The sequence below is a fragment of the Calditerricola satsumensis genome (genome assembly GCF_014646935.1).
Taxonomy (GTDB): domain Bacteria; phylum Bacillota; class Bacilli; order Calditerricolales; family Calditerricolaceae; genus Calditerricola; species Calditerricola satsumensis.
The window spans coordinates 17,554-34,166 of the sequence record NZ_BMOF01000004.1 but is presented as its reverse complement, the minus strand read 5'-3'; the positions used below and the strand labels follow the sequence as shown (position 1 = coordinate 34,166).

Genomic DNA, 16,613 nt, shown 5'->3' with positions numbered 1-16,613 from the left:
GTATCCGTTTCGGAAGGTCAGCCACGGTCTGGCCTTCTCTCTTTATCCGGAGGTGACCAAATGGAACGCGTCATGATTTTCATTGACGGCAACAACTTTTACCACACGTGTCGCCACTATTTGAACCAAAATCCAAAAGTTGATCTCGAAAAACTGGCCCATCTCCTCGTCAACAAGCGGCCGGGCCGCCATTTGATGCGCACCTATTTTTATACCGTCGACGAACCGCAGCAACAAGGCATCATCACCGCCCTAAAATACAAGCCGCGCTTTATGGTCGTCACCGGAAAGCTGGTCAAGCATCCGATTTCCGGTCACACCTTTGATCCTACGGACGCCAGCACCTATTTCACGGAAGAAAAGGGAACAGATGTCAACCTCACCACCGACATGATTGTCGGCGCGTACATGAACAGCTACGACACGGCCGTGCTGGTCAGCGCGGACAGCGACTACAAGCGGGTCATCGAAGAGGTGCGCAAAACGGGCAAGATCGTCGAGATCGCCCTTCCGGAAGGGCAACGCTCTGAGCTAAAGAAATACGCCGACGAGGTGATCGAGATCAACGAAGACGACTTCCGCCGGTGCTGGATTGGGCCCTATGTCTCGCAGATCTCGCCATAAGGTTTGCGGATCGCAAAAAACCCGCCATCTCGGCGGGTTTTTTCTTGGGTGTTCGCTTGCGCCGCATGACGCGGTGGATTCAATTGGCCGGCGTCAGGTACACGATTTGCTCCAGGCGAATGTGCCATTCCCTTCCGTCCGCCACGAGGAGAAGGTGGTCCGAAAAAACGCCGCGCAGCTCCCCCACAAGCTTCCCCGACGTCGTTCCCACCTCCACGCGCCGCCGCATCAGGCGCTGGGCATGGCGGAGAAACGGCTTGTAAAAATAGTGCGAATACCCAGACGATCGCGCGCTGGATTCCTTCATGCCCGACTCACGATGCGTCGATTCGCGCGCCGACTCCCGGCTCGTGGAATCGCGCCCGGGAGGAGATGGCTCGCGAACCGGCGTCACCGGCGGCACTCCGGATTGCAACGCATAGCGATACGGAGGCACCGGGGGCAACCCGTACATCATCGCGCACGCTCCTTTCCGGTGAGGTTCTTGCACGTTCACGGTATGCGGGGATGCCGGCCCCTCGTGTGGACATCCGCCTGGCCGAACGGCAGATTGGGTGTCCTACGGCCGAATCCCGCGCGTGCAAACACTGGTGGTCACCCCGATCGCGCCGATGGTCAGAAAGGACAACGCCGCATTGTGCAGCCCGACCGTCAGCGCCCCGCACAAGAGGATGAACGCATCGAAGAAAAAAATGGCGACCCCCACGTTCACGGGCAAGGCACGCGTCAACACCTGCGCCAACAAATCCGTCCCCCCGGTGGATGTGGCGTGGCGCAGCATCCACCCAATGCCCATCCCCACAAGCAGGCCGCCCAAACAGGCGCTCTCCACCGGTGGAAAGTGTCCCCATCCGCGCAACGCACTGGTCAAGTCGATGGCGAGCGCGGAGACAAACATGCCCTGGAAGGCGTGCCACACGTAGGTACGGCTGAACACCCCGGCAAACAGGTAAATGGGCAGGCTAAACAGGACGACGCTGCGCCCGATGTCCCAACCCCAAAGGTAATGCGCAATCAGCGCCAGCCCCAACACACCGCCGTCAAGCAACTCATGCGGCGCGAGAAAGAGGTTTACCCCCACCGCGAGAACGGCGCTGCCCCCCACCAGCGCCGCATAGCGGGACCAACGGCTCGGCGCCGGAGGCTCCACCATCCACTCGGGTACACGCGGCGAAACGTTGGTACGAAAGGCCACCCCCACGGATCGCCCTCCTTTTCCGCGCCTCTTCTACGATGTATGCGCGTCTCAGAAGGAACATCCGCACCGGGTGGCCCGCCCACCGATCCGTGTTATGTATTCTCCTGCCAGCCAGCGGGTCAATCCGAGTGGGTTCCCAAGGCGGCCTTTCGGCGCTTGGCCAGGTATCCCCATGCCACAACGACAAGGGCACCGGCGATGGGTAGCAGCCAATCGAAGGTCAGGGTGACGAGGCGCTCGAGATCGTGGGCCATCATTTCGCCGGCCGTCCATCCCAGAATGGCCGCCCCAAGGGTGATGATGATGGGGTAGCGCTTCATCAATCCGGACAGCAATTTGCTGCCGTAGATAACGAGCGGAATGCTGACGGCCAAGCCGATGAAGATGAGCACCCAATCCCCTTTCGATACCCCGGCGATGGCCAACACGTTGTCCAGGCTCATGATCACGTCGGCGATGATGATCGTGCGCATGGCGGCCCAGAAGGACAGGCTTTCCGCGTGTTCCTGCGGCTTTTCCTCTTCGTCTTTCATTAATTTCACCGCGATCCACATAAGGAGCACCCCCCCTACCAGCTGGAGGAAGGGAATCTTGAGCAACCACACCGCCACCAGCGTCAGCAGCCCGCGAAAAATCACCGCCCCGGCCGTGCCCCAAATGATGGCCATCTTGCGCTGCCGTGGCGGGAGGCCCCGCACCGCCAACGCGATCACCACGGCGTTGTCCCCTGCGAGAATGAGGTCGATGAGGATGATCTTGAAAAGATCGGCCCACCAGGTCGCATCAAACAGGAACGACAACCGTATCCCTCCTTGTCTGTCCACATCGTGTAGTTTGCCCCGTCAGCAAAGAAAAACGAGACCTTTGCCTGAAAGCAAAGGTCTCGCCTGCCTCCGCGGGCCCTACAGGACCGGGGCGCGGTTTTCTTTCCGCCGCCCGTTTTGACGATCCTGTAACCGGAAGCAACAGAACGCTTCCGGGGCTACTCCCCTTCGCGCACGCGCAACACCATAGACGCTGTGCCATCCGGTAGGTTGCCCTTTCATCATCAACATACCATGCTCCGTTCTGCATGACAAGAGCGTTCTTGACCGGCTCCATGGCGGGTTCTCTCACATATTCCTGCGGTTTCGTTGCACACTATCCCATGATGATCGCGAAGCACGGGGACGCTCCACAAACGCGAGGGCGATAGCCATGTGGTTTTTTCGGCGCCGGCAACACGATTCCGCGACCGGTTCCTCCTCCGGACCATCCTGGCCTTCCCATGCCGAGGACCAGTACCGTTTGGTGCGCCAGGCCTTTCCCACAAGCGATCTGACGTCGCGCATCGTCTCGCCCCGGGCGCCGTTTTGCGCTGTGCTCTACTTGCCCGCGCTCGTCGAGGCCAAAGAATTGGAGCAGGCGCTGCTTCAGCCCTTGGCCCGCCTGCTCAGCGACAGCCGTCTTGCCACCCAGGCCGCCGACCGGATCCCTTGTCTGGCCGTCCGCGACCTCGAGCCGGTGCCCAGCGTCGAGGAGGCGCGCACGCGCCTCGTTGACGGCTGGGCGATCCTGTTCCTGGACGGCTTGCGCACGCCCGTGGCCGCCCATCTCTACCAAGCCCCGCAGCCGAACGTCGCACCGTCCGAAATCGAGGGGCTGACCATCGGAGTCCAGGAGAGCTTTGTCGAATCCCTCGAAACCAACCTTGGCCTTTTGCGCAAGCGCATTCGTTCGCCGCAGCTGCGCACCGCCGACTTCCTCATCGGCCGCATCAGCCGCATCCCCGTGCGGCTGCTGTGGATCGAGGGGATTGCGGATCCGGATTACGTGCAAGCGCTCAGCCAACGCTTAACCGAATTGGATCTGGACGGGGTCATCGATTTGCCCACCCTGGCCCAGTACATTGAGGACAGCTCCTGGACGCCCTTCCCCCTGTTTTTGATCACGCCGCGCCCCGATGTGTTGGCACAGGGGCTTCTTGAGGGGAAGGTGGCCCTGCTGATGGAAGGTTCGCCCGTCGGCCTCCTGGCCCCGGCACGCTTTCTCGACTTCTTTCAGTCGCGCGAAGATTACACCAACCGCTGGCTGAGCGCCAGCCTGCTGCGCTTTTTGCGGTTGACCGGCTTTTGGGCCTCCACGTCCCTGACGGCCATGTACATCGCCGTGACCAGCTGGCATTACCAGATGATCCCTCCCGACCTCCTCATACCTTTTATGGAATCCCGCGAAAAGGTGCCGTTTCACCCCTTTTTTGAGGCCCTGCTGCTCGAGGTGACGGTGGAGCTGCTGCGCGAAGCCGGTTCGCGCCTGCCGTCCAAAGTGGGGCAAACCATCGGCATCGTGGGCGGGATCGTGATCGGGCAAGCGGCGGTGCAGGCCGGGCTGACCAGCAACATCCTCGTCATCATCGTCGCCATGGGCACGATCGCTTCCTTTGTCGCCCCCAACTACACCATGGCCAACGCCATGCGCGCCATGCGCTTTCCGATGATGGTTTGCGCCGCCCTGTGGGGAGCCTTTGGCATCGCCTTCTTCACCTGCCTGTTGGTGATCCATCTGATTCGCCAGCGTTCGTTGGGCGCGCCGTTCCTCTCGCCCCTTCTGCCCTTCCGCCTGACCGATTGGGGCGACACCCTGTGGCGCTTCCCCTTGCCCTTGTTGCGCCGCCGGCCTTCCGTTAACCGCGCCCAGCAAGACCAAGCGGTTCACCGCACGCCCCCGCCGCCGCGGCGACCCTGGCCGTAACGCCGCGTGTCCCGCTGCCGGAATCGACCGCCGCCCGATGGCGGTCCCCGAAGGGAGGAACCCTTGATGGCTCATGCCCCCAACCGTCCGGTCCTCAGCGCCGCCGACGTGCTCTTTCTGATCAACACCACCCAGGTGGGGGTGGGCATCTTTCGCATGGCCCGCGAGCACATCACCGCCACCGGTTCCGACGCCTGGCTCGTCCCGCTTCTCGGCGGGCTGGCCGTCGCGCTCTTGCTCGGTGCCGCCTACGCGCTCCTTGCGCGCCATGCGCGAGGCAATTGGCTCGACCTCGGCGACACGCTGCTGTCGGCACCGCTCAACGCCCCGTTCCGCGTCGCCTTTTTCGCCTATTGCACCCTGCAGGCCGCGGCGGTAACGGCCGCCTTCGTCGACATCTTGGCCATCCTCACCTTTCCAACCATCCACCGCTACATCCTCAGCCTGCTGCTGTTTCTGCCCGCCTGGTACGCCCTTTCCGGTGGGATTCACGTTTTGGCCAAGCTCGGGCTGTTTACCTTCCTCATCACCATTTGGATGGTCGCGCTGGGGTACTACCCCTTGCGCGAGGCCGATTGGCTCAACCTGCTTCCCGTCTTGGACACGCCTCCGGCCACCCTGCTGCGCCAGGCGGCCAACAGCGGGTTTGAATTCTCGGGCTTTGAGATGTTCCTCTTTCTCTTTCCCTACCTCGACGACCGAAGGCGCGCGTTCCGGGCCGCCCTGTGGGGGCATGGCATCACCACGCTGGTTTACGCCTATGTCGTCCTGATTACCATCGTCTATTTCGGCAAGGAACAGATCCGCCATGTTTTGTATCCCCTGCTGGATCTGTTTCGCGTCGTGGCCCTGCCGGTCATGGAGCGCTTTGAGATGTTTATGCTTTCCCTTTGGCTGTTTCAGATCGTTGCCACCGTGGGCGCGTACCTGTGGATGGCGGCCGAAATCCTAAACCGCTGGCCGCGCATCCAACCGCATCGCCATGTCCTTGCCTTTGTGGCTGCCCTCGCCCTCTATGCCGCCTTGCCGGAATCCTATCTGGCCATTGAACGCCTGTCGGGCTGGAGCGGCAAGGCGGGGCTGGCGCTCGTGGTCGTCACGCTGCTCCTTTACGGTATAGGCCATTTCGTGCGCAAACGGGGGACCGGCTATGCCAAAGGCGGATCGCCTGCTGCTGGGTAGGGGTCTCGTGCTTGCCCTCGGCGTGATTCTCTTCGGCGGGACCCTCACCGGTACGGTGCGCGACCAGCGCGTCATTGAGCGTCAGGATCTTGCGCTGGCCGTCGGCTTCGACAAGGGAGAGAAAGGCACGCTGCGCGTCATCTCGACCTTTCCGCAGGTGGCGCGCGAGGCGGAGGAGAAGGAAGAGATCATCGCCGTCGATGCCCTGTCCAGCAAGGATGCCCGCATCCGTCTGGAGACGAAAAGCGGGCGCCGCGTGGCCAGCGGCCAGATCCGGGTGGCCCTGTTCAGCGATGCCCTGGCCCGCTCCGGCCTCAAACCCTTCATCGACACCCTCTACCGTGATCCCGACATCAACGCCCGTCTGTTTCTCGCCGTGGTGGACGGAAGCACAGAGACCCTGCTTTCCCGGCGGTATCCGGAAAAGGAGCGTTCCGGGTTCTACCTGTACAACCTCCTCGAAACGAACATGCGCCGGCACACCATCCCCACCGGACGGCTGCACCACTTCCTGCGCGCCTACTACACCTTCGGGCAAGACCCGGTGTTGCCCTTGCTGCGGCCCGAACGGGAAAACGTGGCCGTGGCGGGTGCCGCGCTGTTCCGCGGCTCGCGGATGGTGGGTCGCCTGGACCTCGAGGAAAGCGGTGTGCTGCTTCTTCTCAAGGGTTCGGCCTCCGGCGCCGACAGCAGCATGCGCATCCGCCTGCGCGACAAGACGGGAACCCTCGTGTTCATCTTTGTGCAAAACGAGCGGCGCATTCGGGCCGAACCCTCCGGCCCGCGGCTGCGGTTTCACATCTCCCTGGCCATCACCGCACATCTGGTGGAATACGCCGGCCAGCGCATCGGGTCCCTGTCCAACCCCGCCGTCAAACGGGCCATTGAACGCGCGGTGGCCCATCGCTACAAAGAAAAGGCTGAAGCGGTTCTGCGGAAATTGCAGCAGCTGGGCACCGATCCGATCGGCCTCGGCACCTATGCCCGCGCCCACAAGCTGTGGAACGGGACGGAAAAAGAATGGTACCGGATCTACCGGAAGCTCCCCATTTCCGTTGACGTTTCGTTCCGCATCACCCAGGTGGGACTCTACGACTGATGCGCCGCGCGGATTTTCGACCGCATGCGCCGCGTGCAATACAAACAAAAAAAGCCCTTGGACATCCAAGGGCTCGTTTCGCGCATCTTTCCACATGGCGAGCCATCACTTGTTAAACGGCTCGTCAGAAATCTTGATCGAGTCGGTCGGGCACCCCTCTGCGGCGTCATGCATGTCGTCCCACAGCTCTTCGGGGATTTCGACCGTCCCCGTGTTGTCGTCACCACCGTAGACGACGTGGGCCAGCCCTTCCTCGTCGTAGTCGTAGATGTCCGGAGCCGTCGCGCCGCAGGCCCCACACGCGATACAGGTTTCCTTGTCCACCCACGTATACTTCGGCATCTGGTTTCCCTCCCAAACGTAATGGCCAATCGGCAAGGCGAACGGCGGCCCCGAAAGACCGCCGGCACGCCTTCGTCCTCCAGGATTCCCACGGGATCCTTCTACTACACACTATAGTGGGAACGGTACGATTTGTCTACCTCTAAACCCGCTCAATCTTCCATCGTCGACAGGTCGCCAGTGGGCAATCCCAGCTCCCACGCTTTCAGCACGCGGCGCATGATCTTCCCGCTGCGCGTCTTCGGCAGCTTGTCGCGGAACTCGATCTCGCGCGGAGCGGCATGGGCAGCCAGACGCTCCTTCACGAAGCGGATGATGTCCTGCTTCAGCTCCTCCGACGGCTCGTACCCCGCCCGCAGCGCCACGAAGGCTTTGATGATCTCGCCGCGCACGGGATCCGGCTTGCCGATGACGCCCGCCTCGGCCACGGCCGGATGCTCGACAAGGCAGCTTTCCACCTCAAAGGGCCCGACGCGCTCGCCGGAGGTGTTGATCACGTCGTCGACGCGGCCCTGGAACCAGAAGTAGCCGTCCTCGTCGCGGTATGCCGAGTCGCCGGAGACGTACCAGCCGGGGATGCGGAAATACTCGCGGTACTTGGCGTCGTTGTTCCAGATCTTGCGCATCATCGACGGCCAGCCGACGCGGATGGCCAGATGCCCCATGCGGTAGGGCGGAAGCTCGTTGCCGTTGTCGTCGATGATCGCCGCCTGGATCCCCGGGAACGGCTTGCCCATCGATCCGGGCTTGATGTCCATGCACGGGAAGTTGACGATCAGCATGGCGCCGGTTTCCGTCATCCACCACGTGTCGTGGATGCGCTTGCCGAACACCTTCAGCCCCCAGCGGACCACTTCCGGATTGAGCGGTTCGCCGACGCTCAGGATGTGGCGCAGGGTGGACAGGTTGTACTTTTTCACCACGTCGTCGCCGGCGGCCATCAGCATGCGGAAGGCCGTCGGGGCGCTGTACCACACGGTCACCCCATATTTTTCAATTGTGGCGTACCAGTCGTCAGGGTTGAAGCGGCCGCCGCGGACGACGCACGTCGCCCCGTTCAGCCACGGACCGAAAATGCCGTAGGAGGTGCCCGTCACCCAGCCCGGATCGGCCGTGCACCAGTAGATGTCGTCGTCCTTGAGGTCGAGCACCCACTTGGCCGTCCAGTAGTGCTGGATCATCGCGTTGTGGACGTGCAGCACGCCCTTGGGCTTGCCCGTGGAACCCGAGGTGTAGTGGAGGATCAGCCCGTCTTCGCGGTCAACCCACTCGATTTCCAGTTCCTCCGACGCCGCGGCCATCTCCTTGTGGTAGTCGTAAAAGCCGACGCCGTCGCCTTGGGGGAGGGCATCCCCCGCACCAACCAGGATGATATGCTTCAGTGCCGGCAGCTCCTTGATCGGCACGCGCGGCAAAAGCTGCGGGTTGGTCACGAGGGCCACGGCTTCGCTGTCGGCGAGGCGGTCGCGCACTGCTCCTTCCATAAACGCTTCAAACAACGGGCCGACGATGGCGCCAATTTTGATCGTTCCTAAAACGCTTACATAAAGCTCCGGCGAACGGGGGAGAAAGACAAAGACGCGATCGCCCTTTTTCACGCCGAACTTGCGCAACACGTTGCCAAACTTGTTCGACAGCCGTTTCAATTCATAGAAGGTGTACTTCTCGTCACGGCCGCTGGGATCGCTGTAGTAGAGGGCTACCTTATTCTTGCGCGGCCCCTCGCAATGGCGGTCGATGCATTCATAGGCCATGTTCACCTTGCCCGTCTCCGACCAGGAGAAGACCTTTTCCGCCTCTTCCCACGAAAAGGTGCGATAGGCCTCTTCGTAGTCCTTCAGGTTGTAGTCGCCCGGAACCGGCGCGATGCGCTCGTCGTGTTTCATCGTGCGGCTCACCCTCCCGTAGTATGAAATGATCGCAACCTCTTATCTTAAGAATAATAAAAATGGCGTCAACGATCAAACACTTTTGCGCATCCTTTTCTGGATTCCCCTTGACAGGATTGCATGATTTTTTGACTGGAATCGCAAATCCTAGATATGTAAAATGTTGTCATGATCCTTTCCGTGAAGGAGGGATGCGCCGTGTGGTTCTTGCTGCTCCTCGTGGGTTTGCTCGCCCTCGTGCTGTACGGCCACCGCAACACGTACCGGTTCACGCTAAAACGCATTCACCTTCCCTTGAATCGGCGCGTTCCGTGTCCCCAGCGGCTAACCATCTTGCACCTTTCGGATTTGCACATGGAAAACATCTCAATTTCTCCCGAGGATCTGTATAACCAGCTGAAAAACGAGCGCATTGACCTGATCGCGCTCACGGGCGACTATCTCGACCAGGCGCAGAACATCGAAAAGTTCCTGACCTATGTGGAAATCTTGCAGCGCCTTAACCCCCCGTACGGCATCTACGCTGTGTTCGGGAACCACGACTATGTGCTCGAACCCGAAGCGCTGGCCTACCTGAAACGGGAGATGACGCGTCGCGGCGTGCACGTGCTGCAAAATGCGTCGCGCACCCTCTCCATCGACGGGCAGACGCTCACCATCATCGGGGTGGACGACTTCAGCACACGGCGCAGCGACCTCGCTCGGGCGTACAAGGGCGTCGACGAAAGCAGCGTCTGCCTGGTGCTGACGCACGACCCCAACCTGGTGCTGCACATGGACGGTTACCCGTGCGACTACCTGCTGTCCGGCCACTTCCACGGCGGACAGATCCATTGGCCGAAACCGTTCCACCTCGTCAAAATGGGGGCGCTGCCGCGGCGCAACATCATCCGCGGCCTGCACGTGTGGGGAGAAAAGGCCTTCTACATCAGCGAGGGGCTTGGCCAGACCGCCCTCAACATTCGGTTGCGCTCCCGCCCGGAAGTGACGCTGCACACCATCGGCCACGCGCAGCACAGCGCGTAACGGACCGCAAGGCGCTCCCGGTCGTGGCGCCTCATGTGGGGTCTGGCCCGCGCGTCCTGGCTGCGGCCGCCTCTTGAAGCGCTCCCTGCGTTGACGAATCTTGGGCCAACTGGTACACTTCAAAGTAGAGGAATACGCGGAAGGTTCACGCCACTGGGGTTCGCGCGGATGGCGCGCGAAACGCATCATGCGCCCGCACCCCGCAGAACGGAATCGGGGGACAAACGGGAACAGCACGGCGTCCGCAGCGGATGCCGTTTTTTCGTGTCCGCTGGGAGGGGATCGGCCATGGCCCACGTCTTGCACGTGATCACCGACGGCAAAACGCCGCTCGACGAGGTGTGCGCGCACGTGGCGAGATTTCGGCACGGCGTGGATTGCGTGCATCTGCGGGAAAAGCATCGCCCGGCCGGCGAGCAATGGGACTGGGCCTGCCGCCTGGCCGACGCGCTGGGCGGTCCGACACGTCTCCTCATCAACGATCGCGCCGACGTGGCCGCCGCCCTTGGCGCGTTCGGCGTCCACCTGCCGGCAAGGGGGCTGCCGCCGGTTGCGGCGCGGCGGGCACTGCGTCCGGGACAGGTGGTGGGCGTTTCGGTGCACAGCGCCGAGGAGGCCGCAGCGGCGGAGGCGCAGGGGGCCGACTACGTCATTTTCGGCCACGTCTTTGCCACCGGCTCCAAACCCGGCCTGCCGCCCCGCGGCCTGGAGGCCCTGCGTGACGTGGTGAGACGCGTTGCCATCCCCGTGATCGCCATTGGCGGCATCACCCCGGAAAACGTGGGAGCGGTGCTCGAGACCGGCTGCGCCGGCGTCGCCGTGATGTCCGCCGTTTGGTCGGCCGACCGTCCAGCGGAGGTGGTGGACGCCTTTCGCGAGGCCATGGCCGCCTTCCCCGTGCGGCCGCGCGTGGCATGGCCCCCCCGCACAAGCAACGCCCCGCAGCGAACCCCCTAGGAGGAAAGGAGGTACCGACATGCCCCTCACGCAGCCGTCTGCCGACGTTGTCATCGTCGGCGGCGGAGTGATCGGCTGCGCCATCGCCTACTACCTGGCCAAGGATGGTGCGCGCGTGGCCATCGTGGAGCGCGACACCGTCGGCGCCCACGCCTCCAGCGCGGCGGCGGGAATGCTCGGGGCGCAGGTGGAAACGACCCACCCCGGCCCCTTCGTCTCCTTGTGCCTGGAAAGCCGCGCCCGGTTCCCCCGCCTCGCCGAGGCGCTCTACGCCTTAACGGGCATCGACATCGAGCTGAACCGCGCCGGGCTCTTGCGCCTGGCCCAGAACGACGAGGAGCAGCAGGCCCTCTTGGCGCGCGCCGAATGGCAGCGGGCCCTCGGGGAGCCGGCCGAGTGGCTGGACGGCTTCGCCCTGCGGGAAAGAGAGCCGGCCGTGTCCGACGCCGTCGTCGGCGCCCTGGCCATCCCCGGCGACCACCAGGTGAACGCGGCCAAGCTGACGCGCGCCTTCGCCGAAGCGGCCGTGCGGCTCGGCGCGCGCATCATCGAACACTGCGCGGTGGAGCGCTTCCTGCGGCACGGCACGCGCGTCGTCGGCGTGGAGACGGAAGGCGAAACCTATCGCGCCGAGTGGACCGTCTTGGCCGCCGGGGCGTGGAGCGGCGTTCTCGGGCGGCGGCTCGGGCTTCGCCTTCCCGTCGGCCCAGTGAAGGGGGAGTCCCTCTCCGTCGTCCTGCAGGCCGTCCCCTTCCGCAAGACGCTGTTTGCCCACGGGTGCTACCTCGTGCCGAAGCAAGGCGGCCGCGTCGTCATCGGGGCGACGGAGGCGCGCGCCGGCTTCGACCGCCGGGTGACGCTGGCGGCCGTGACCCAGCTGGCGGCGGCGGCGAAAACCCTCGTGCCGGCCCTGGCCGAGGCGACCTTCGAACGGGCGTGGGCCAGCGTGCGGCCCCATTCCGCCGACGGCTTGCCCTTCTTGGGCACGGTAGCGGGCCACCCCGGACTGGTCGTGGCGACGGGCCACTTCCGCAACGGCATCCTGCTGGCCCCCATCACCGGCGAGCTGATCGCCCAGCTCATCCGCACGGGGCAGACGCCCGACCTGCTCGCGCCTTTCTCGCCAGACCGCTTGCTGGAGGCGGCAAACGGCATATCTGCGGCGTCCCAGGGAGGTGAAGCGCGGTGAGGCTCACGATCAACGGCGAGGTGCACGACGTGCCGGATCACGTAAAGACGGTGGCCGATCTTCTTCGCCACTTCGGCCTGGACGGCAAACTCGTCATCGTTGAGCAAAACCGGCACGTGCTGGACCGCGACACGTACGCCGACGTGCCGGTCCGCGAAGGGGACGTGCTCGAGCTCGTTCACTTTGTCGGAGGAGGCTGATCGCCGTGACCGCCAACCCTACGGCCGTGCAAGACGACGTCCTGAAAATCGGGCCGTACACGTTCCGCTCCCGCCTGTTCTTGGGCACCGGCAAGTTCCCCAGCCTTGACGTGCAAAAGCGCGCCGTGGCCGCCTCGGGGGCGGAAGTGCTCACCTTCGCCGTACGCCGGATGAACATCTACGACCCCAACCAGCCCAACCTGCTGGAAGAGCTGGACCTGTCGCGATTCAAGCTGCTGCCCAACACCGCCGGGGCCCGGACGGTGGAAGAGGCGGTGCGCATCGCCCGGCTGGCCCGCGCCTCCAAGCTGTGCGACATGATCAAGGTGGAGATCATCGGCGACCCGAAGACGCTGCTCCCCGATCCGGTGGCCACACTGGAGGCGACGAAGATCCTCGTCGACGAAGGGTTCATCGTCCTGCCGTACACGAACGACGACCCCATTTTGGCCCGCAAGCTGCAGGAAGCCGGCGCCCACGCGGTGATGCCCGGCGCGGCGCCGATCGGTACCGGCCTCGGCATTCTCAACCCGCTCAACCTCAGCTACATCATCGAGGAAGCGACGGTGCCGGTGATCATCGACGCCGGCATCGGCTCGCCGGCCGACGCGGCCAAGGCGATGGAGCTGGGCGCCGACGGCGTGCTCCTCAACACAGCGGTGGCCGGGGCCAAGGATCCCGTGCAGATGGCCGAAGCCTTCAAGCTGGCCGTCGAGGCCGGGCGCAAGGCGTACCTGGCCGGCCGCATCCCCAAAAAGCGCTATGCCTCGGCTTCCAGCCCGATGGAGGGCCTGATGTTTTGATGATCAACGCGCGGAAAAAGCCCTCGGCAGGCACGGGGTGGCCTGCCGAGGGCTTGTTTCCTTCTGCCCTGTCACCACGTTTTCTCCCGCATGCGTTTCCCACATGTCCTTAAGGATCGACAAACTGATCCTTGCCGTGCACGTTGCGCCCGCAAACGCGGCTTCGATCCGTTCGATCCGCGGCGTACGGGTGCCGTCCAGCTCGCCGATGACAATGTCGTGGCACGATCGCCGTTTGTGCCCCGATGTAAGGTCGAACGGTAATCACCGTGCACGCTTTTGAGCACAAGCCCGTTCTCTGCGAGCTGCTTTCGCCTTCCCTCCCGCACGAGAAACGTGACGTTTTCCCCTTTTTCCATGAGTCGGCCGCCGAAATACCCCCCGACAGCGCCAGCCCCCACCACGAGGATGTTCATCGAATCCCCCCTTCGCTTCTTTCCCTTTCTCGCAACGCTCGCAAATTCCTTCAAGCCCCAGAAAAAAGCGCCCTCTCCCTCGCGAACCCGCCACCGGTTTCATATCCGTTTTTTCCTACCGGAATTGACAGAATCATCAGTGGGCGCTATAATGCACCTACCGTTCGAATTGTATGGAGATTTGCGAAATACGAAAAAGGAGGCGAGCGCATGGCCAAGGTCACGTTTTCCTCCGAAGTGGTGTGGACGGGCGAAGGGGTTCGCTCCGTGGCCCACATCCGCGACAAGCAGGTGGTGATCGACGAACCGCCGGCCCTCGGTGGCGACGATTTGGGCCCCAATCCGGTGGAACTCATCCTCGCCGCGCTCGGCGGCTGCCTGAACGTCCTCCTCGCCAGCTTCGCCAAGCTTCACGGCGTGGAGCTGCGCGGCGCGCGCGTGAAGGTGGAAGGCGACCTCGATCCCGATGGCTTTACCGAAAAGAACCCCAACGTGCGTCCGGGTTTTCTGGAAATCCGCTACCACATCGAGCTCGACTCGCCGTCGGCACCGGAGCGCATTCAGGCGCTCCTGGACCACGTGCAGCGCGTCTGCCCGGTTAAGGACACGTTGAAAGGCGTACCCGTGGTGGCCAAGGAAGCGGCGCGTGCCTAATGAGGCGGCAGATCGCAACAAAGCCCTCGGTTCTGCTCTTAAGCAAAACCGAGGGCTTGTTTGTTACGCCAACCGAGGCAAGAGGGCGCGTGCTGCCGGCTGCGCGTTCTTCCCCGCTCACGCCCGGCCCACGTATTCGCCGGTCTGCGTGTTGACGATCACCTTGTCCCCGACGTCGACGAAGAACGGCACCTGGACGACAAGACCCGTCTCCAGCTTGGCCGGCTTGGAACCGCCCGACGCCGTGTCGCCGCGGATGCCCGGCTCGGTCTCCACCACTTCCAGTTCCACGGTGTTGGGCAGCTCGATCCCGATGGTCTGGCCTTGGAAAATGACGAGGTGCACGTTCATGTTTTCCTTCAGGAAGAGGACTTCGCGCTCGATTTGCTCCTTGTGGAGGGTGATCTGCTCGTAGTTTTCCATATCCATAAAGGTGTATTCGTCGCCGCTGGCGTAGAGAAACTGCATCGGGCGCGTTTCGACGTGGGCCTTGTTCACTTTCTCACCGGCGCGGAAGGTGCGCTCCTGAATGGCCCCGGTGCGCAGGTTGCGCAGTTTGGACCGCACAAAGGCGGCGCCCTTGCCCGGTTTCACGTGCATGAATTCGAGCACTTGCCACGGATCGCCGTCCAATTCAATCGTCAAACCGGTCCGGAAATCGTTCACCGAAATCATGCGTGTGCCCTCCCTCAACGTCCGCAAAAAAGTCCTACGTCACCATGATCAGGTCTTTTGGGGCGCGTGTCAAGCATTCGCATCCCGCATCGGTCAGCACCACGTCGTCCTCGATCCGCACGCCGCCCACGCCGGGCAGATAGATGCCCGGCTCCACCGTCACGACGGCGCCCGCTGGGAGCGGTTCCTCATGGCGCGCGCTCAAGGACGGCGCCTCGTGCACCTCCAGGCCGATGCCGTGCCCCGTGGAATGGCCAAATTGCTCGCCGTACCCGGCGGCGGCGATCACGTCGCGGCACAGCGCATCGGCTTCCTTTCCGGTCATGCCGGCCTTCACGTGGGCAACGCCCCGCTCCTGCGCCTCCCGGACGATGTCGTAGATCTTCTTCAGCTCCTCCGGCGGCTCGCCCACCGCCACCGTGCGCGTGAGATCGGAACAGTACCCCTCGTAGACCGCGCCGAAGTCGAGCGTCACGAGTTCGCCCTTGCCGATCACGCGATCGGAGGCCACCCCGTGCGGCAGCGCCGAGCGCGGCCCCGACGCCACGATAATCGGAAAGGCCGCCCCCTCCGCGCCCTGCCGGCGCATGAACGCTTCCAATTCCCACGCCACTTCCCGCTCGGTGAGGCCGGGTCGGAGCACGGTCAAAATGTGCGCAAAGGTCGCGTCGGCGATGGCCGCCGCGCGCCGGATCCGTTCCAGCTCCTCTTCGTCCTTCACCATGCGCAGCCGCTCGACGAGCCCCATCCCGTCCGTGCCGATGGGCACGAACTCGATCCCTTCCGGCAGCACGTCGCGGTAGGCGGCATAGGCCGCGTAGGTCAGATGGTTCGGCTCGAAGGCGATCCGCTTGAGGCCCCGCTTGCGGGCTTCCTCGGCCACGGTGCGGCCATACGTCGTGTGCGTCACGGGAACAACCCGAAAGTGCGGGGCCTGCTCGGCGGCCTGTTCGACATAGCGAAAATCCGTCAGCAACAGGGCGTCATCCGGCGTAATGAACAGCACGCCCGCACTTCCCGTGAACCCGGAGAGGTACCGCCGGTTGGCCGCCGCCGTCACAAGGAGCGCCTCCACCTGCCGCTCGGCCATGAGCGCCCTCAACCGCGCCAAACGTTCCTTCACCGCAACCCCTCCCCGTTTCGCTCATTGAGGTGCTGCACCAAGGCATGCAGCGCCAGCACGTACCCATAGGGCCCGAACCCGGCGATTTGGCCGAGGGCAACCGGCGCGATCACCGAGACATGCCGGAACGGCTCCCGCGCGTGGATGTTCGACAGGTGCACCTCCACGGTGGGCAGCCCGACGGCGGCCACCGCGTCGCGAATGGCGTAGCTCGTGTGCGTGTACGCCCCCGGATTGAGAATGAGGCCATCCCGCTCCCCGCGCGCCTCGTGGATCCAGTCGATCAGCTGGCCTTCATGGTTCGATTGGCGGCAGTCGACGGACACGCCCAGCGCCGCCGCGGCCCGCTCGATGCGCGCGTTGACCTCGGCCAGGGTTTCCCGCCCATAATGCTGCGGCTCCCGCGTCCCCAACAAGTTGAGGTTGGGACCGTGCAGGACCAAAATGCGGTACATGCCGCCTCTCCCCATCCCATTATTTTCGCGGAATCCGCTAGCATTGTATCA

Annotated in this window: 18 protein-coding genes and 1 pseudogene; 10 read left to right on the top strand and 9 right to left on the bottom strand. The window is 63.5% G+C overall.

The window, feature by feature from the left end:
• The first annotated feature begins 60 nt into the window (after nucleotides 1-60).
• Nucleotides 61-624, top strand: coding sequence for a LabA-like NYN domain-containing protein (locus IEX61_RS01995; RefSeq protein WP_188816653.1), 564 nt, complete (start codon nucleotides 61-63; stop codon nucleotides 622-624).
• A gap of 79 nt (nucleotides 625-703) precedes the next feature.
• Here the strand turns inward: IEX61_RS01995 and IEX61_RS01990 are convergent, their stop codons facing one another.
• The 3 genes from IEX61_RS01990 to IEX61_RS01980 form a co-directional block, all read right to left on the bottom strand.
• A complete protein-coding gene (locus IEX61_RS01990; protein WP_054669210.1) occupies nucleotides 704-1,081 on the bottom strand; it encodes a DUF2642 domain-containing protein in 378 nt (125 codons plus the stop codon).
• A gap of 102 nt (nucleotides 1,082-1,183) precedes the next feature.
• Nucleotides 1,184-1,825, bottom strand: a complete 642-nt coding sequence (locus IEX61_RS01985; protein WP_083462820.1) for a YitT family protein — start codon at nucleotides 1,823-1,825, stop codon at nucleotides 1,184-1,186.
• A 116-nt stretch (nucleotides 1,826-1,941) separates the two neighbouring features.
• A complete protein-coding gene (locus tag IEX61_RS01980; protein WP_188816652.1) occupies nucleotides 1,942-2,622 on the bottom strand; it encodes a TerC family protein in 681 nt (226 codons plus the stop codon).
• Nucleotides 2,623-3,019: 397 nt separating this feature from the next.
• Between IEX61_RS01980 and IEX61_RS01975 the strand changes: the two genes are divergently transcribed.
• The 3 genes from IEX61_RS01975 (at nucleotide 3,020) to IEX61_RS01965 (ending at nucleotide 6,833) form a co-directional block, all read left to right on the top strand.
• Nucleotides 3,020-4,552 (top strand): spore germination protein, encoded by a 1,533-nt coding sequence (locus IEX61_RS01975; RefSeq protein ID WP_188816651.1) that lies wholly within the window; start codon nucleotides 3,020-3,022, stop codon nucleotides 4,550-4,552.
• Between the two features lie 66 nt (nucleotides 4,553-4,618).
• Nucleotides 4,619-5,734 (top strand): GerAB/ArcD/ProY family transporter, encoded by a 1,116-nt coding sequence (locus tag IEX61_RS01970; RefSeq protein ID WP_054669204.1) that lies wholly within the window; start codon nucleotides 4,619-4,621, stop codon nucleotides 5,732-5,734.
• On the top strand, nucleotides 5,703-6,833 hold the full coding sequence (locus IEX61_RS01965; protein ID WP_054669202.1) for a Ger(x)C family spore germination protein: 1,131 nt from the start codon (nucleotides 5,703-5,705) through the stop codon (nucleotides 6,831-6,833). Before IEX61_RS01970 ends, IEX61_RS01965 begins: the two co-directional genes overlap by 32 nt.
• 105 nt (nucleotides 6,834-6,938) lie before the next feature.
• On the opposite strand, the gene IEX61_RS01960 is transcribed toward IEX61_RS01965, so the two are convergent.
• Together IEX61_RS01960 and acsA are read right to left on the bottom strand one after the other, a co-directional pair.
• Nucleotides 6,939-7,175 carry a ferredoxin gene (locus tag IEX61_RS01960; RefSeq protein ID WP_054669223.1) on the bottom strand — a complete coding sequence of 79 codons (237 nt, stop codon included), beginning with the start codon at nucleotides 7,173-7,175 and terminating at the stop codon, nucleotides 6,939-6,941.
• 152 nt (nucleotides 7,176-7,327) lie between these two features.
• A complete protein-coding gene (gene acsA / locus IEX61_RS01955; RefSeq protein ID WP_054669200.1) occupies nucleotides 7,328-9,061 on the bottom strand; it encodes an acetate--CoA ligase in 1,734 nt (577 codons plus the stop codon).
• A gap of 201 nt (nucleotides 9,062-9,262) precedes the next feature.
• Here acsA and IEX61_RS01950 point away from each other — a divergent pair, with 201 nt between their 5' ends.
• The 5 genes from IEX61_RS01950 to IEX61_RS01930 all read left to right on the top strand — a co-directional run bounded on the left by IEX61_RS01950 (nucleotide 9,263) and on the right by IEX61_RS01930 (nucleotide 13,239).
• Nucleotides 9,263-10,090, top strand: a complete 828-nt coding sequence (locus tag IEX61_RS01950) for a metallophosphoesterase (protein ID WP_229725597.1) — start codon at nucleotides 9,263-9,265, stop codon at nucleotides 10,088-10,090.
• A gap of 288 nt (nucleotides 10,091-10,378) precedes the next feature.
• A complete protein-coding gene (locus tag IEX61_RS01945) occupies nucleotides 10,379-11,047 on the top strand; it encodes a thiamine phosphate synthase (RefSeq protein WP_188816649.1) in 669 nt (222 codons plus the stop codon).
• Between the two features lie 19 nt (nucleotides 11,048-11,066).
• Nucleotides 11,067-12,236, top strand: coding sequence for a glycine oxidase ThiO (gene thiO, locus IEX61_RS01940; protein ID WP_188816648.1), 1,170 nt, complete (start codon nucleotides 11,067-11,069; stop codon nucleotides 12,234-12,236).
• The gene (gene thiS / locus IEX61_RS01935; RefSeq protein ID WP_054670498.1) at nucleotides 12,233-12,436 is read left to right on the top strand and encodes a sulfur carrier protein ThiS; all 204 of its coding nucleotides are present in this window, start codon (nucleotides 12,233-12,235) and stop codon (nucleotides 12,434-12,436) included. The genes thiO and thiS overlap by 4 nt, the downstream gene beginning before the upstream one ends.
• Before the next feature lie 5 nt (nucleotides 12,437-12,441).
• Complete coding sequence (locus tag IEX61_RS01930) at nucleotides 12,442-13,239, top strand: thiazole synthase (protein WP_308423712.1); 798 nt, start codon at nucleotides 12,442-12,444, stop codon at nucleotides 13,237-13,239.
• A gap of 263 nt (nucleotides 13,240-13,502) precedes the next feature.
• Here IEX61_RS01930 and IEX61_RS12325 read toward each other — a convergent pair.
• Nucleotides 13,503-13,655: pseudogene (locus IEX61_RS12325) on the bottom strand (2-dehydropantoate 2-reductase N-terminal domain-containing protein); the annotation flags it as partial.
• A gap of 210 nt (nucleotides 13,656-13,865) precedes the next feature.
• Here IEX61_RS12325 and IEX61_RS01920 point away from each other — a divergent pair.
• Nucleotides 13,866-14,309 (top strand): OsmC family protein, encoded by a 444-nt coding sequence (locus IEX61_RS01920; RefSeq protein WP_054670494.1) that lies wholly within the window; start codon nucleotides 13,866-13,868, stop codon nucleotides 14,307-14,309.
• A 117-nt stretch (nucleotides 14,310-14,426) separates the two neighbouring features.
• Here the strand turns inward: IEX61_RS01920 and efp are convergent, their stop codons facing one another.
• Genes efp through aroQ form a run of 3 tightly spaced genes read right to left on the bottom strand, consistent with a single transcriptional unit; the run spans nucleotide 14,427 to nucleotide 16,562 of the window.
• A complete protein-coding gene (gene efp / locus IEX61_RS01915) occupies nucleotides 14,427-14,984 on the bottom strand; it encodes an elongation factor P (protein ID WP_054670491.1) in 558 nt (185 codons plus the stop codon).
• A 34-nt stretch (nucleotides 14,985-15,018) separates the two neighbouring features.
• Nucleotides 15,019-16,107, bottom strand: coding sequence for a M24 family metallopeptidase (locus IEX61_RS01910; RefSeq protein ID WP_188816647.1), 1,089 nt, complete (start codon nucleotides 16,105-16,107; stop codon nucleotides 15,019-15,021).
• The gene (gene aroQ / locus IEX61_RS01905) at nucleotides 16,104-16,562 is read right to left on the bottom strand and encodes a type II 3-dehydroquinate dehydratase (protein WP_188816646.1); all 459 of its coding nucleotides are present in this window, start codon (nucleotides 16,560-16,562) and stop codon (nucleotides 16,104-16,106) included. The genes IEX61_RS01910 and aroQ overlap by 4 nt, the downstream gene beginning before the upstream one ends.
• Nucleotides 16,563-16,613: the final 51 nt, after the last annotated feature.